General features: G+C 58.7%; 13 protein-coding genes and 2 pseudogenes. All 15 read left to right on the forward strand.

What is annotated here, in order from left to right:
• Positions 1-214: 214 nt before the first annotated feature.
• The 15 genes and pseudogenes from ACVWW1_RS00925 to ACVWW1_RS00995 all read left to right on the forward strand — a co-directional run bounded on the left by ACVWW1_RS00925 (position 215) and on the right by ACVWW1_RS00995 (position 15874).
• Entirely contained in the window at positions 215-919 is a 705-nt protein-coding gene (locus tag ACVWW1_RS00925; RefSeq protein ID WP_456654504.1) for a hypothetical protein, read from the forward strand.
• Positions 920-1178: 259 nt separating this feature from the next.
• Positions 1179-3119: a Qat anti-phage system ATPase QatA gene (gene qatA / locus ACVWW1_RS00930; protein WP_456654505.1), complete on the forward strand. Its 1941-nt coding sequence runs from the start codon at positions 1179-1181 to the stop codon at positions 3117-3119.
• Positions 3120-3325: 206 nt separating this feature from the next.
• Positions 3326-4009: a Qat anti-phage system associated protein QatB gene (qatB, locus tag ACVWW1_RS00935; protein ID WP_456654506.1), complete on the forward strand. Its 684-nt coding sequence runs from the start codon at positions 3326-3328 to the stop codon at positions 4007-4009.
• A gap of 297 nt (positions 4010-4306) precedes the next feature.
• On the forward strand, positions 4307-5359 hold the full coding sequence (qatC, locus tag ACVWW1_RS00940) for a Qat anti-phage system QueC-like protein QatC (RefSeq protein ID WP_456654507.1): 1053 nt from the start codon (positions 4307-4309) through the stop codon (positions 5357-5359).
• Positions 5356-6117, forward strand: a complete 762-nt coding sequence (qatD, locus tag ACVWW1_RS00945; protein WP_456654508.1) for a Qat anti-phage system TatD family nuclease QatD — start codon at positions 5356-5358, stop codon at positions 6115-6117. Before qatC ends, qatD begins: the two co-directional genes overlap by 4 nt.
• 538 nt (positions 6118-6655) lie before the next feature.
• Positions 6656-8065: a DUF2130 domain-containing protein gene (locus ACVWW1_RS00950; RefSeq protein ID WP_456654509.1), complete on the forward strand. Its 1410-nt coding sequence runs from the start codon at positions 6656-6658 to the stop codon at positions 8063-8065.
• Positions 8066-8760: 695 nt separating this feature from the next.
• The gene (locus ACVWW1_RS00955) at positions 8761-9393 is read left to right on the forward strand and encodes a hypothetical protein (protein ID WP_456654510.1); all 633 of its coding nucleotides are present in this window, start codon (positions 8761-8763) and stop codon (positions 9391-9393) included.
• A 114-nt stretch (positions 9394-9507) separates the two neighbouring features.
• Positions 9508-10497, forward strand: a complete 990-nt coding sequence (locus ACVWW1_RS00960; RefSeq protein WP_456654511.1) for an NADP-dependent oxidoreductase — start codon at positions 9508-9510, stop codon at positions 10495-10497.
• Between the two features lie 69 nt (positions 10498-10566).
• Positions 10567-11239, forward strand: a pseudogene (locus tag ACVWW1_RS00965) (HD domain-containing protein).
• 118 nt (positions 11240-11357) lie between these two features.
• A pseudogene (locus ACVWW1_RS00970) lies at positions 11358-11525 on the forward strand (MFS transporter); the annotation flags it as partial.
• 97 nt (positions 11526-11622) lie between these two features.
• A complete protein-coding gene (locus ACVWW1_RS00975) occupies positions 11623-12501 on the forward strand; it encodes an MFS transporter (protein WP_456654512.1) in 879 nt (292 codons plus the stop codon).
• 149 nt (positions 12502-12650) lie between these two features.
• A complete protein-coding gene (locus ACVWW1_RS00980) occupies positions 12651-13070 on the forward strand; it encodes a cupin domain-containing protein (protein ID WP_456656585.1) in 420 nt (139 codons plus the stop codon).
• A gap of 223 nt (positions 13071-13293) precedes the next feature.
• Complete coding sequence (locus ACVWW1_RS00985) at positions 13294-14268, forward strand: GlxA family transcriptional regulator (RefSeq protein ID WP_456654513.1); 975 nt, start codon at positions 13294-13296, stop codon at positions 14266-14268.
• Positions 14269-14451: 183 nt separating this feature from the next.
• The gene (locus ACVWW1_RS00990; RefSeq protein ID WP_456654514.1) at positions 14452-15093 is read left to right on the forward strand and encodes an HD domain-containing protein; all 642 of its coding nucleotides are present in this window, start codon (positions 14452-14454) and stop codon (positions 15091-15093) included.
• 31 nt (positions 15094-15124) lie between these two features.
• A complete protein-coding gene (locus ACVWW1_RS00995) occupies positions 15125-15874 on the forward strand; it encodes a nitroreductase (protein WP_456654515.1) in 750 nt (249 codons plus the stop codon).
• Positions 15875-15879 lie beyond the last annotated feature (5 nt).

Here is a 15879-nt window from a genome sequence, read left to right on the forward strand (position 1 = left end):
CCGGTGAGCTGCTCTAGGACGCACCTGGTAGACCGAAGGTTTCGTTGACGAAGTAGGAGATTTGGGTACAATTTCCCCGGCCTTGCGCACAGGCCAGTGTGCCCACCGCTCGCGAAGCTTAGCAGTGCTTTTGATTCGATCATGACCGTTCCCGATTGGGCGGACTGATTGGCAGTGGGCACCTAGTCAGATCCTTGCATCAAAGGAATGGATCATGACTATTCAGAATGAACTCGACCTCTTACGCAGCTTTGCAAAGCGCCTCGGGCGCAAGCATGAAATCCCGCATCACTATGCGTTGGACATCATAGCGATGCAGTACGGGCATCCGCACTGGAATGCCTTGATGAAAGCCTGGGACAAAGGATGGTGTCCCGCGCCTCATGAACTCATCGACATAAACGAATTCAGCGCTATTGAATCCGATGTCCGAGGCGTCGGTAATGTGAAGACGACCAAAGGCGATATTACAGGCGAGCCATACACACTTGAGGTCGGCTTCACCGATGTTGTCATCTGCGGCAACGGCTGGGGAATTCATCTGGGTCACGCGCCATCCGAGCCTGCCGAGATCGAGAAATACACCTCGCCGAGTCCTCTCGACGACAAAACGTTCCTCTCGGATGTGATGAAAAATCGCCAACAAGGCTACCGATGGCGTGCGCGCGGGCATCGCGCAGGACTGGCCTTCCAGATCCACGAACCCGGATCCGGATGGCACTGTCGTGCATCCACTGTTTGGCGGCGTGTCGGCAGAATGGTTCTGCATGCACTGCGACGCCCGCTCGACCGGGCCAGCGATGGCAGCCAACATGTGGCACTGCCCGAAGTGCAGCGCGACACCGCTGGATATTCACCCCACGCATGGTGGAAAGGTGAACCAGCTGACCTCAGCGAAAACTCCGCGCCATTGCGCTAGGTAGGTCCATGCGCGTCCGGGATAGGGATGTCCCGGACTCGTTGGCGTCGCTTTAGCTGCCGAAGCCACCTTTGGCCTCCGTCACGGAACGGATAAAGAACGGGGTGTGCCCAAACCCCGTTTATCCACTCTGCCATTTCCGTAATCCCCAAAAGCCCCCGAAATTGCTGGCGGAACTGGCCTTATACCGCTTACGGTTCCCTCAACGACCGGTTGTAGAAGTTGACCAGCCGCAAGCGCCGTCGATTAGGATCCGAAAATGCTCATTCCAGATAACGAGACCGAAGTTGATTTTCTAAACTGCGAAGCGATTGCCGACACGGTCATTGAACTCCTCAAAACTAACCGCAGTCGGGCCCTTACCATCGGAATACACGGCGACTGGGGCGCAGGTAAGTCCAGCATCCTGAAGATGGTTCAGACCGGCCTGTCGAGCGATGGCAAGGTCGCGTGTCTGTGGTTCAACGGTTGGGCGTTTCAGGGCTTTGACGACGCCAAGACCGTCCTGATCGAAGCGACGATCACCGAATTGGTGCGTCAGCGTTCAAACATGGGCAAGGTCAAGGAGCTCGGCAAGAAACTGCTGAAGCGGGTCGACTGGCTGAAGATTGCCAAGAAAGGCGGGGGACTCGCCTTCAATTTCGCTACGGGATTGCCGTCACCCGATCAGATTGGTTCCGTCCTTTCCACCATTCAGTCGACGATCACTGGTCTCGGCTCGGTCTCGCCCGATCAGTTGAAAAGCGGCCTTGAGGAGGCTGCGACTTATCTGAAGCCGGGCGAAGGCAGTGAAGACAAGAATGTCCCGGAAGCGATTCACCAGTTCCGCGAAGAGTTCAGTGAATTGCTGGAGGAGGCGAAGATCGAGCAGCTTGTCGTCATGATCGACGACCTCGATCGCTGTTTGCCATCAACCGCGATCGAAACGCTGGAAGCCATTCGGCTCTTCCTGTTCGTCCCCAAGACGGCGTTCATCATCGGCGCGGACGAAGCCATGATCGAATACGCCGTTCGTCAGCACTTTCCTGACTTGCCGGTGTCATCGGGACCGCTGCCTTACGCGCGGAATTACCTGGAGAAGCTGATCCAGGTCCCGTTCCGGATCCCGGCGCTCGGAACACAGGAAACGCGGACCTATGTCACATTGCTTCTCGTTGAAAGCATTGTTGGCGACGACCATGCAGGTTTCAAAGAACTTCTCACTAAGGCAAAGGCTGCACTGAACAGGCCGTGGATCAGTGCTGGATTGTTGCAAGGCGATATTCAAAGAGTCGACGCCAGTAAGCGACAGCAACTCGATTCAGCGTTCCTTCTCGCAACACAGATCGGTCCGATCCTCGCTGAAGGCACGAAAGGCAATCCGCGCCAGATCAAACGCTTTCTCAACGCTTTGCTGGTCAGGCAAGCGATCGCAAAAGCCCGCAATTTTGAGGACGCCATCAATCAGTCCAAGCTGGCGAAGCTTATGCTGGCTGAACGATTTCAACCCGACTTCTATGACCATATCGCCTCACAGGCGATGACGTCAGACGATGGCAAGTCGCACGACCTCCTAGCCTTGGAAGCCATTGAACAGGAGCAAGCTCCGGCGAAACCGGCAAAGCGTGCCAAGACAGACGAAGAGACCTCAGCGCCGCCTGACGTAAGTAAGTGGGCTGAACGGGAGTGGTTACGGCGCTGGGTGAAAATGGATCCCAAGCTCGGCGCGGACGATCTTCGACCATATGCCTTCGTCTCGCGCGATAAGCGGATGCTGGCATCTGCCGCCGACGTCGGCGGGATCGACGCACTGGTGACAAAACTGATGGCTGCCGGGATGACGTTGCGTGCGGTCGAGCCAGAGGTGAGGTCGCTGGAGACTTCATCCGATGCGGACAGCGCGTTCAATGCGCTCCGCGAGCGCGTGCTCGCAGGAGGACGTTTCGTCAATCAGCCGCCGGGTTTCGAAGGGATGCAGATTATCGCCAAACATCATCCCCGCTTTCAAACCGAACTCCTGTCCTTGGTTCAGAATATCGAGCCGAAATCGCTGGGCATCTGGATTGTCAAAGGCTGGAATGAAGTCGTCACCGATCCGACGGCCGTCACGCAATGGCGGACAATCCGGACGGGATGGGCGCAACAGGACAGCAACGGCATGCTGAAGAAGCTTGCCGACGAGTCGCTGTCGACAACGCGTTCCTCTGGCGGTGCTCGCTGATGGGAACGTCCGGATCATCGCGCGGCCCCGGCAGCGGCACGTCGCTCGTTCCCACGTGGTTGAATGAACCGGCGCCGGGTCCATTGCCCGGAAACGTCCCGCCATCGGCTGACGATGATGGCGGCGATAACCCTGGTGCGGATGAAAACAATACCCCCTCACCAAAGCCGGACGACGGTTCACGTCCAACAATACCGGCACCGCCAATGACGGGCCGTTTTGCATCAGCGAGAGGGAATTTCACTTCCTTCGCAGGGTCCGGGGGCAACGACCGCCAGGCGTTGCGCCGCGCGGTTCGGGACTATGTTCGGACCGGATCTGGGGGCAGCGCCAATGCTGTCCGGAAGATGGGGTCTTCGCGGCAAGCTGCAAGCAACGCACTGGGCGTGTTCAGGGGCTTTCAGCGCGACGGGGTCGGCGAAACACTGGCACGGCTCAATCTATCCGAGTTGGCAGGCCGTCCGGCACGCGAGGTCTTTCTGGGCCTCACAGAAGTCGTCTGCAAGGACGGCGGCTCAATCGACGAAGCGATAGCACGCGAGGCCTGGCTTGAGACGGTTGCAGAAGTCGATGGGCTCGGTGTTACGAACCTGAACAACCTGTCCACGGACCAGATTAAGGAGTTCTTCATTTCATTCATCGCGAACGCGGTAGAAACGAAGCTGATGCAAGAGATCGGTGTTAATGGCCTGAAGGTAGCGGACCTCAGTACGATCCAGGCGTTCGAGGCCCAGCTGGAAGCCTACATCAGAGGCTCGGTCCGGGATTCGTTCTCGAGCGATCTGAATGACCTGTCTTCAATGACAGATGGACAAATTCGCGCTGTCGTCGACAAGACATTCAAGGACTCCTGGGACCTTCTGGAACTTTTGGGGGATCGGGAAGGATGAGGCGGCACAGCGTCATCGCGCGGCTTGGTGCCGCTGACAAAACAAAGATTGGCGTCATCGACGGCCAATCCGTTCAGACGCAAATCCAGTTTATCGACGGTGAAAAGAAGCTTTCCTTCGGCTTGGGCCAACTAATTGACGCGTTGACAAGGCGAGGCGTAATTCCAAGTGAACAGGCAGTTGATCTCGCAATATTAAGCGCGGTTGTAACAGCAGCAGACACGCGAATTTCACGTAAGACAGAGTCGCAGGACTCGTGGACCCGGGGAAATTGATCTTTATATTCCTGTCAGCAACGTGAAGCTGTTTGAGGCTGATTCCGATTTTATAGCGCGTATCCTTGCGTTCTTGACCGGGGACAGGTGGCGCATCTTTTTCCGGCCACGCCTAAAGGAACACTCTACGCTCGTCGACAAGAAGCAGTTGAAGGTTGCCTCGTTTGACTCAGTCTGTCTGTTCTCAGGGGGGCTGGACAGCTTTATAGGAGCTATTGATCTGCTCGCCGAGAAGCGGAATCCCCTTCTCGTGAGCCACTATTGGGAAAACAGCACCAGTTCACAGGAAATCTGCGCGAAGCGGATTGGTGCCGTCTATGGGGATACCGATCCGCGTCATGTGCGTGCCCGGATCGGCTTCGGCAACAGTCTCGTGAAAGGGTCGGACTCAGAGACTACCACGCGCGGCAGATCGTTTCTGTTTTTCGCTATGGCGGTCCTGGCGGCAAGCGGTCTCAATAATGCTGACATCGTCATTCCCGAGAATGGTCTGATATCGCTCAACGTACCATTAGACCCGTTGCGTCTTGGTGCCTGGAGTACGAGAACAACGCACCCGTTCTACCTTGCTCGCTGGCAAGAACTCCTTGGCAAGCTCGGCATCCCCGGGACCATGCACAATCCATATCGATTCATGACGAAAGGAGAGATGGTCAAGGCATGTGCGAATCAGTCCCTACTGAAGACCTGCGCAGCTGAAACGATTTCGTGTTCTTCCATCTCAAAGGGTAGATGGAAGAAGCTTGCGAAAGGCCATTGCGGGCATTGTACTCCATGCCTGATCCGCAGAGCATCCCTTATCAGTGGCGTAGGAAAGGATGCAACGCCTTATGCGCTCGCTAACCTAAATGGCGCGAAGCTCGAAGGGCGTCTGGCGGAAAGTGAACACATCCGGTCTTTCCAGCTCATGGCTAGACGGTTGGCCGAGCGGGCGGGCATAGAGGACATTCTGGTCCACAAACCTGGACCTCTGACGGACTACTCGCGGGACGAGGTTAGCAATTACAGTGCCGTATTCAAACGTGGCATTGAGGAAGTGGCCGCTGTGATTTCAACGGTGACTGTGAAGCCATGAAAGTGCTGCCGCAATCTATCGAGGGGTATGACTTCCACTGTCACGTTGACCTCGATAAAGACCCTCGGGCCACCATCGCACGCTGTGACGCGGAACGTGTTTTCACGCTGGCGGTGACCACGACACCCAAGGCATTTTCAACAAATGTCGAATGGACGCGTACTTCTAGCTATGTATTCCCGGCTGTCGGTCTTCATCCCGAACTTGTGGGAGAGCGCTTTAACGAGCTTCCGTTGGTATTATCACTGCTGTCAGAAACCGCGTTCATTGGTGAAGTCGGCCTGGACGGCAGTCCAAAATACAAGCGTTCTTACGAAAATCAAAAGACCGCGTTTTGCAAAATTTTGGATGGTGCCCAACAACTCGGCGGTAAAGTTGTTACGGTTCACAGCCGTCGAGCAGCAAATGACGTTGTCGAATTAATCGAAAAGCATACGACGCCGGACCGTGTGCTCTGCATTCTTCATTGGTATGCGGGGTCAGCTACTGCCATGAGGCGCGCCGCAGCTGCGGGCTGCTACTTCTCCGTGAACGCAAACATGCTGGATTCTGATCGGTCGGCGTCCCTGATCGGAGCAATGCCATCCGAACGTATTCTGACCGAAACTGATGCGCCGTTCGGACTGACAGATACCCGCCCGAGCATGCCGTGGGATGTACTGCAGACGGCCGGACGTCTGACGTCATACGGACCTGGCGGTGACATTCCACTCCACGAGAACGCAAAACACGTTCTTAGATTTGCTGGAGTGGTTTAATCGTGCTTCATGAGATCAAGCGGGAGTGCCTGGCGAAAGTAAGTGTATGAGGGGCTCGAACTCGCGTTCAGCTTCACCATCAGGCTCTAGGAAAAGGAAAGTCGCGAATGACGGTCGCAAGGACAGCGTGGTAACCAGGCAGATTCAACCCCGAGCCGCTCGTCGCGTGCTAGTCAACAAGGGCCCATGCTGTCCTCTTCATTCGCTAAGCTTGTTTCACAAGGCTTCGGTAAGATAGGCGATAGCGCTTTAAGCGGATGGTCGTCGACACGAACAGCCTCAAGTCGGATGAGCTGAGCTCGGTACCAGCCGTGCCAACCGGTCGATTGCTCGGGTAAGCGGTCCGCTCCGGATCACTGGCCTTCCCGCATTGAAAATCGGGGGATTCTCAGCCGAAAACTCCCAAGACCGCGGCTTCCGGCTTGACCCACTGAAATTACATGTTCTAATTTTGTTCTCAATGGGCCGAGGCCGATTCTGCGAGCCGCGGCGTCGCCCATGAATGACCACAGCAGCCGCCCTGATCCGGACAGGAACCATGCACGAGATCATCTGTCCCCATTGTGACAAGGCCTTCAAGGTCGATGAGTCTGGTTACACGGATATCCTGAAGCAGGTCCGCGACGCCGATTTCGCAGAACAACTGCACGAACGTTTGAAACTGGCCGAGCGCGACAAGCAGAGCGCTGTGGAATTGGCAAAGGCCCGGGTGAGCAATGATCTGCAGCAGATTGCAGCCGCCAAGGACGCCGAGATCCTGGAATTAAAATCCAAGCTTGAAGGGAGTGAGGTTTCGCAGAAGCTTGCCGTGACCGAAGCGCTCAGTGCTGTCGAGAAGGAGCGTGACCGGCTCGCAAACGCGCTAGCTGAGTCCGAGCGTGAAAAGAAGGCGGCCTCGGAGCTCGCTGAAGCGCTTTTGGCGAGCGAGCAGCACAAGATCACCGCCGCCAAGGAAAAGGAAATCCAGGAGCTGAAGGCCAAGGTCCAGGCTGTTGAGCTTGAGAAGAAGCTTGCAGTGACTGAGGCGGTCGGCGTCATCGAGAAGGAGCGCGATGAGCTGAGGAACGGCATCAAGCAGGTCCAGCTTGAAAAACAGCTCTCGGAGAAGTCACTGAAGGACAAGTACGAGACGCAGATCAAGGATCGCGACGACGCGATCGCGCGCCTAAAAGATATGAAGGCCCGCTTGTCCACCAAAATGGTGGGCGAGACCCTCGAGCAGCACTGCGAGACCGAGTTCAACCGCGTGCGGTCGATGGCCTTTCCGCGGGCGTACTTCGAGAAGGACAACGATGCGCGGACCGGCAGCAAGGGCGATTACATCTTCCGGGACTCGGATCATGCCGGGACCGAGATCATCTCGATCATGTTCGAGATGAAAAACGAAAGCGACAGAACCGCAACGAAGAGCAAGAATGAGGACTTCCTCAAGGAGCTCGATCGGGACCGGAACGAGAAGGGCTGCGAGTATGCCATCCTGGTCTCATTGCTTGAGCCGGACAACGAACTCTACAACGCCGGCATCGTCGACGTCTTCCACCGCTATCCGAAAATGTATGTCATCCGGCCGCAGTTCTTCCTGCCGATGATTACGCTTCTTCGGAATGCGGCGATCAACTCGCTCAAGTACAAGACCGAGCTGGCACTCGTGAAGGCGCAGAATATCGACATCACCCAGTTTGAAAACCAGCTTGAGACGTTCAAGACCGCGTTCTCGAAGAACTACGATCTGGCCTCCAGGCACTACCAGACGGCGATTGCCGAGATCGACAAGTCTATCGATCACCTGCAGAAGACCAAGGATGCGTTGATCGGCGCGGACCGCAACCTGCGCCTCGCGAACGATAAGGCGCAGGACGTGACGATTAAGAAGTTGACCAGGGGCAATCCAACGATGGCAGCGAAGTTTGCGGAGCTCGAAAGCCATGCCGCTGAAGCAGCGGAGTAAATCCTAGGTCAGGTCGGTGCTTTTGCACCGCATCGCGATTGTTGTAACCGGTGAGGTCGCAGGCGCTGCCGACGCGCCTCGGCTCGGCTAAGTCAGTCTCGAACCTTTCGAACAGGGACAAGTGTACGTCGCAGTCCCGCGCGATGAAAGTACGCGACGAGAATCAAGGCACGCTCTACGCGTTCGATTTGGCGCTCTCTATAGGGCTCTTGATGCACTATTTACATGCGAAGGCGAGGCCCTGACGCGGGGCTCACCGAACACGCTACGCCTTTATCGGCGAAGCAGCATTCTACAGATGATGAGGGCTACAAAGCATTTCGCTGTCGAATCCGGGATAGTGGCGCCAGGCCAAGGGAAACTGTTCAGGCAGGCGATTCCGCCAACCTTAGCTGCTCTTGGTCGTGGCTGGGCCCAGCGCGGCGACTATTGCCCGGACTGTTCCGGCCACTTCTGCCTGGTCAGTTCAATCATCGCGTCGATCGAGGCCGTGTCGTTCGAGGTCACCTTCGCTCGGTCTGCCGACTGACGAAATGCAACGCCGCGAAGCCGCTTGTTGACGGGCATGACCGGCTTGAGACCGGTATCCAGTTCGACGTGCAGCTACACCAGCGCGCCGCCGCTGACGCCGCCGTGGCTCTTCGGAATCCTCGGCCCGAGAGAGATCTTCGCCTCCACCAGGTCCGTATTCTGCAATGATTCTGATGACTGTGTTGCTATCCGCTATTTGGCTCATGATCATGCCGCGTGCTGATCAGCCGATGTTTGATCTGCTACAGTCCGCTACCGGCATCGGTCCAGCGACATTCCTGGCGGTACAGGAGCGAGCGGTCTACGTTGAAGCGCTAAAAGACGCTGGCTACCGGCGCTCGCAGGAAAGTCAGCTGGCGACCTTGGAGCGGCAGTCCCGATGGCGCGGGGACGGCCTTTCCGAGACGGAGGTGCGCCGCATCGGATCCTTCCAGCAGACCTTCAACGAGATGGCGCGTGGCGATGATTTTGTGGTCAAGTCGCTGTCCGGCCGTGCTCGCGAGCGCGAGCGCTGGTACGTCGGGCTACCTCTGCTGATAACTAGCATTCTCGGACTCCTGACCCTGCTGCCCGACAAATGGCGTGCCGATCCTGCTCGTTCGCGGACCGCGTGCCTGAGGTTCCTGCGAGCTTTCCTGCACGTTGCTGATTTTGTTCGGCGTCTACGAGGAGAGAAGACGGAGTCGGCAGGAGACGCCATGGTCCGTCGCAGCATCAACTGCGGCACTGTGTCTGCCGGCCCTAAGGCTCTGACGGGTCGTTGTCAGAAAACGACGTACGGCTGTCCTGATTCGTAGGATCCTGCTCGTTGTCCCGGGCACGGCTCCTTGCGAGATACGGATGAGCCCGTCCCATCAATCGCCCCGAACGGTCGACGGCAAGCATGACGAACTGAGCGCAAGGAGCATGAGATGACCACCAGCAGCATCGTTCCTCAAGTTGGTGAACAGCGAACTCATTCAACAATGATGGCCTGGCGCGTGCACGAGTTTGGGTCACCGGAGACCATGAAGTTCGAGCGCGTGCCACGACCCGAGCCAGGTCCTGGCGAGGTCCTGGTCAAGGTTGCGGCCGCTGGAGTTGGCCCATGGGATGGGTGGATCAGGGCCGGCAAGAGCGCTTTGCCGCAACCGCTCCCCCTCACTCTGGGCTCGGATCTGTCCGGCGAAATCGTCGCGATGGGGTCCGGAGTCACCGAACTACGTGTGGGAGATCAGGTTTATGGTGTTACGAATCCGCAGTTTGTCGGGGCCTACGCCGAGTACGCTTTAGCCTCCGCGGGCATGGTCTCGAACAAGCCAACCTCGCTAACCCACGTTGAAGCCGCGTCCGTTCCTGTTGTTGCCGTGACGGCATGGCAGGCGTTGTTTGATCATGCCCAACTCAAGGCAGGTCAAACGGTGGTCATTCACGGTGCGGCTGGCAACGTTGGATCCTATGCGGTTCAACTGGCCCATCACGCGGGTCTGCAAACCGTCGTGACCGCATCGACGGGCGATATTTCGGTGGTGCGCGATCTCGGCGCAAACCGTGTCGTCGATTACCGGACGAAGCGCTTTGAGGAAGAAGTACGCGACGCGGATGCTGTCATCGATCTGGTCGGCGGCGAAACCCAAACCCGCTCGTTCCAGGTCCTTCGTCGCGGCGGCAAGTTGATCTCAGCAGTGTCCCGCCCGGATCAGGATCTTGCAAAGCGCTACGGTGTTGAAGCCAGCTTCTTTTTGGTCGACGTCACGAGCCAATATCTGACGAAGATCGCTCGCTTCATCGATGGTGGAAAGCTGCGAACAAACGTCGGAGCAGTCTTACTTCTCGCGGATGCGCGCGAGGCTCATCTCATGCTGGAGCACGTGCGGCCTCAGCCGAAAGGAAAGATCGTGCTCGACGTCGGAGCGAGTTGATCGGCTAATCCTCCCGGAGCTGCCCCAAATCCGCAGCCAAACACCACAGCAACTCGAAAGGATGCAATCATGACCACGCCGAATTTCTCCAACGCTCTCATCATTCCCGACTCTCTGCTCGCGAAAGAGGCTACCGAGATCCTACGCGAACATTCCACTGATCTGCTCTTCAATCACTCTATCCGGGTCTACCTGTTCGCAGCTGAGCAGGGTCGGCAGAGGAAGCTGCGGTTCGATTCCGAACTCCTCTACGTAGCTGCCGCTTTTCACGATCTCGGGCCTCATCAAGAAGTTCTCGAGCCCAGACGAGCGCTTCGAAGTCGATGGCGCAAATGCCGCACGGCAGTTTCTCAGCACCCACAACATCGCTGAAGACCAGGTGCAGACCGTCTGGGAAGCAATCGCGCTGCACACCACTCCCGGCATCCCGAAGTACATGGGTCCCGAAGTCGCGCTCCTCAATTCCGGTGTTCTTCTCGATGTCATCGGGGTGGGGTTCGATCAGTTCCCGGCGGAGCTGCGCGAGGAAATCGTCGCCAAGTACCCGCGCACAAATTTTAAAGAAGGGTTCATTCAGGAGTATTTCGCCGGTTTTGCGCACAAGCCAGCGACGACGTATGGCACCGTCAACGCCGCTGTCTGCGAACGTTTCATCCCGGGGTTCAAGAGCCCCAACGCCTGCGACCTGATCGCTGCGTCGCCCTTCCCGGATTCCCAGCACAAGGCTCACCATCATGACTAGGACCTATCCTGTGCTCCAGGAGCTCAATCCCGGTCGCGCACAAGCTACCAGCGCCGATTCGCTAGCCTCTCTCATCTGGCTAACCCTCGGTGCTTTTGCCATCGGCACGGAGGGGTTCATGATCGCCGGGCTGCTCCCGGCCTTGGCGCGAGACCTGAACGTGGGATTGCCAGCCGCCGGTCATCTGGTGACCGCCTTCTCCCTCGCTTATGCCATCGGCGCGCCGGTCATGGCCGTTTTGACGGCCGGGCTGGAGCGGCGTTGGCTGCTGGTCGTCGCCATGGGCGGCTTCGCCCTGGGCAACCTGCTCGCTGCGCTGGCGCCGGGCTATGCCGGGCTGTTGGCCAGCGCGGCTGCTGTTGGCCCTGTCCGCAGCAAGCTTCATGCCGGCGGCCAGCGGATATGCCGCCGAGCTGGGCGGTCCGGAGCGGCGTGGCCGCGCGCTGTCCACGATCACCACCGGATTGACCTTGGCCATCATCGCTGGCGTGCCGCTGGGCGTACTGGTCGGGCAGGGCTTCGGTTGGCGCGCCACCTTCTTCGGCGTGGCGGGGCTGGCGGTGTTCTCGCTGTTAGGGATTCTCATCCGGCTGCCGCGCCAACGGCCTGGCGTCACGGCTGGCCTTGGTGAGCGTCTGGCGCTGGCCAAGCGCCGCGATATCCTCGGGGTGCTGATGACGAGCGTGCTGACCGTGGCCGGCACTTTTACCGTCTACACTTATCTCAGTGTGTTCATAGCCGGCATCGGCGGCCTTGGTCCGCAAGCACTGGCGCCGGTCCTGTTGGGCTTTGGCCTGGCCAGTGCAGTCGGCACCCAGCTCAGCGGCAGCGCGGCGGATCGTTGGGGCGCGCGCAGTATCGTGATCGTTGGTGGGGGGCTTGCCCTGCTGGCCTATCTTGCCTTCTCGCTCAGTGCGGCTCTCAAGCCGGCGCGGGCAATGCTCGTCTTGCTGCCGGCCATCCTGATTTGGGGGTTCGCCAGTTGGGGGCTGATAACGGCGCAACAAGCGCGGCTGGTGACGTTGGCTCCGGCACTGGCGCCGATCAGTCTATCGATGAATTCCTCGGCCATCTACCTCGGCAGCGCGATGGGTGCCGCGGCGGGCGCTGTGGTCATTGCCAATGGCGCGGTGGAGCGGCTCGGCTGGGTAGCTGCGGGATTCGCTGTGGCAGCTCTGTTGTCGGTGCTGCTCAGCGGCAGCGGCACATCAGGCCGAAGTGATGGCGGCGGCGATGGCTTCTCATCGGAAGCTTCACCATGACCATCGGTTTGTCTCTGCGTTCTGGTTTCAAGCAGTTGCGTGAACTCGTTAGAAGAGGAGGTGCGATGATGTCGATCAGTGGATTTGCCTATCGGATTGGAGCCATATCAAACCCTCGAGGTATGTCTGCAAAAGCAGCGAGAGGAGCATTGCGGACGGCCGCCCCCCTGATAGCAGCAGCGATCGCCCTGGGAGCTTCGCCAGCGATCGCGCAGGACCGGGAGCAGGTGAAAGTCGCCTTCGCGCACGCACTGCCGAATGTCGAAGGAAAGAGGCTGGTTGCCGTGACGGTGACCTATCCTCCCGGGGCTAAATCGCTCGCTCATCACCACGCAGCGTCGGCTTTTATCTACGCCTATGTGCTGTCCGGGACCATCCGCAGTCAAGTCGGCGACGAACCCGCGAAGATCTATCACGCAGGCGAAAGTTTTTACGAAATGCCCGGTTCACATCACAGGGTCAGTGAGAACGCGAGTGACAACGAGGCCGCCAGCTTACTGGCGGTCTTCGTTGTGGATTCCAAGGACGAGCCCTTGACCACGCCAGACAAGGCGCCGGGATCACAATAATGGCGCGACAAATTCGCCTGTTGCCGTGACGATCTTTTTTGGACTTGCATAGGCCGCTCGGTTGGCCGCTGGGAGAGCAAAATCGACCAATAGAAGTCCATAGCCCCTGGTTGATCCCGGATGCGCGGATGTTCGTTCTGTTGCCTCTCGGATCGCGCCAGGCCTTTTACAGGGTCCGGACTACCTGCATAATAAGGCTCCAGGTGTGGAGAGGCAGTAGCAGGTGCCGGTACAAGCTGTCGCGATCGTCGTCTGTGAAGGGGTCCAGGCCCTGGACGTGGCGGGGCCGATGGATGTGTTCAGCGAGGCGAACACGTTTCTCGGCAGCGCGGATCGCTACGAAACCGTATTGGTTGCTGCTCATCGCAATCCGCTGCGCGCGTCGAACGGCATACGCATGGTCGCCGACCTGACCTTCGAGGAAGCGGCGGGCGGCTTCGACATCGTTCTGGTGGCCGGCACTCCGACGCCACCGGAAGCAGAGCCCGAACGGCACCTGCTTGAGTGGGTCAAAGAGCTGCCGTGGCGCTCGAGCGTTTATGGCTCGATCTGCACAGGGGCTTTTGTACTCGGCTATGCCGGCCTTCTCGACGATCGGCGAGTGACGACCCATTGGCAGGATGCACAGGCGCTGGCGGCGAGATTCCCGAAGGCAAAAGTCGAACCGGATTTGATCTATGTGCGCGATGGACGGCTGATCACTGCGGCGGGTGTGACGGCGGGGATAGATTTGGGCTTGGCGCTCGTCGGGCAGCGGCACGGCGCGGAAACGGCGCTCAAGGTCGCCAAGCGGCTGGTCGTGGTTGCCCAGCGCCAGGGCGGACAGTCGCAGTTCAGTCCCTATCTCACGGCACCTGCCGATCCGGAATCGCCGATCGCACGCATCCAGGACCATGTCATGGCCAACATTGGGGATCGCCATACGCTGGAGTCGCTTGCCGCCGTCGTCGGCATGAGCCCCCGGAACCTGGCCCGGCATTTCGGGCAGGTGACCGGGACCACACCGCACGAATTCATCGAGCGCGCCCGTATTGATGCCGCGCGCATGATGCTGGAAGCAAGCGACCGACCGCTGAAGGCCATTGCCTTCGATTGCGGCTTCGGATCGGCGGATCGGATGAGGATTGTCTTCAGCACCCATCTCGGCGTGACCCCTGTCCAATATCGCGCCAGCTTCCGGCGAGCAGGACCGGAATAATTCGCAAGCTACCCGAGCGCGAAACTGCGGGTTCCTACTGCCCTGAAGGCTCCGAGCGGCCTTTTGTCAGGAAACGACGTACGGCTGTCCTGATCCGTGGCATCCCGCCTGTTGTCCGGAGCAGGGCTCTGTTGCCTAATCCCGACAAGCAACCAGCGCGTTATCCAACCAGGAGATTGCTCCATGTCTGAGATCATCGCCGGCATCCGCTTGCCTGACAGCGCCATCGCGCGCGCAGCCACACAGCTCGTGCGCGAGACCGAAGACGACCTGCTCTACAACCATAGTCGCCGTGTCTTCCTGTGGGGCGCGCTCACGGGCGAGCGCCGCGGGCTGAAATACGACCCGGAACTGCTTTACCTCGGCGCCATGTTCCACGACATGGGCCTCACCGAGGAATACTCGAGCCCTGATCTGCGTTTCGAGGTCGACGGCGCCAATGCCGCCCGCAAATTCATGAAAAGCTACGGCGTGCCCGAGCGTGACATCGAGGACGTCTGGACTGCCATCGCGCTCCACACCACGCCAGGAATCCCCGAGCATATGCGCCCGACCATCGCGCTGGTGACCGCCGGTGTGGAGATGGACGTGCTCGGCATCGCCTATCACGACTTCACGCATGAACAGCGTGACCATGTCTGCGTCCATCATCCGCGCGAGACAAATTTCAAGGAGAACATCATCGATCACTTCGCCAACGGCATCATCAAGAAGCCGCTGACGACATTCGGAAATGTGAAGGCCGACGTCCTGGCGCTGAAGGACATGAACTATGTCCGTCAGAACTTCTGCTCGATCATCCTTGGCTCAGCCTGGCCGCACTGAGCGCTCGTTGCTCCGAACCGAGGAGGCCGAGATGGATACCAGCCGTACGAGCATGTCCGGTCCTGAAGGAGCCGCCACCGGCACGGGTGAGGGAGATTTCGTTGCGCAGAGCCCGATCGATCAGATCTTGGCCGGGCGGTTTGCGTGCCGCGAGTTTTGCAACGCTCCAGTCCCGCGACGCACAATTGAGCAGATTCTCCGTATCGCGCGGTTCGCCCCCAGCGGGGCGAACATCCAGCCTTGGCACGTCTACGTGCTGGCTGGCGCGGCCAAGGACAGAGTCTCGACGGCGCTGTTGGACGCGCACGAAAATTCGCGCGACGAGCACGTCTCGGAATACAAATACTACGGCAGCGATTTACCGGACCCGTACCTCAAACGGCGGCAAGAATTTGGTCGGTTGTTCTACGGATCGCTCGGAATTGCTCAAATCGATCTCGAGGCGAGGAGCAGACAAACCGCGAAGAACTACACATTCTTCGGCGCGCCGGTGGGATTGATCGTGACCATCGACCGTCGCCTGGAAGTCGGAAGCTGGCTCGACCTCGGAATGTTCGTGCAGAACGTGATGCTCGCGGCGGCGGGACGCGGGCTTCAATCGTGTCCGCAGGAAACGTTCGCAAAATACCATCGAATTTTGCGCCCGCTGCTGTCAATTCCGGCAGAGCAGATGGTGGTGTGCGGTATCTCGGTCGGGAAAGCCAAGGTTGAGCGGCCGGATAGATTGATGCCGCGGGCGGACATTGATGAGTTCGCCACGTTCGTAGGATTCGAAACGTAATAGTC

The organism is Bradyrhizobium sp. JR3.5 (assembly GCF_054057015.1).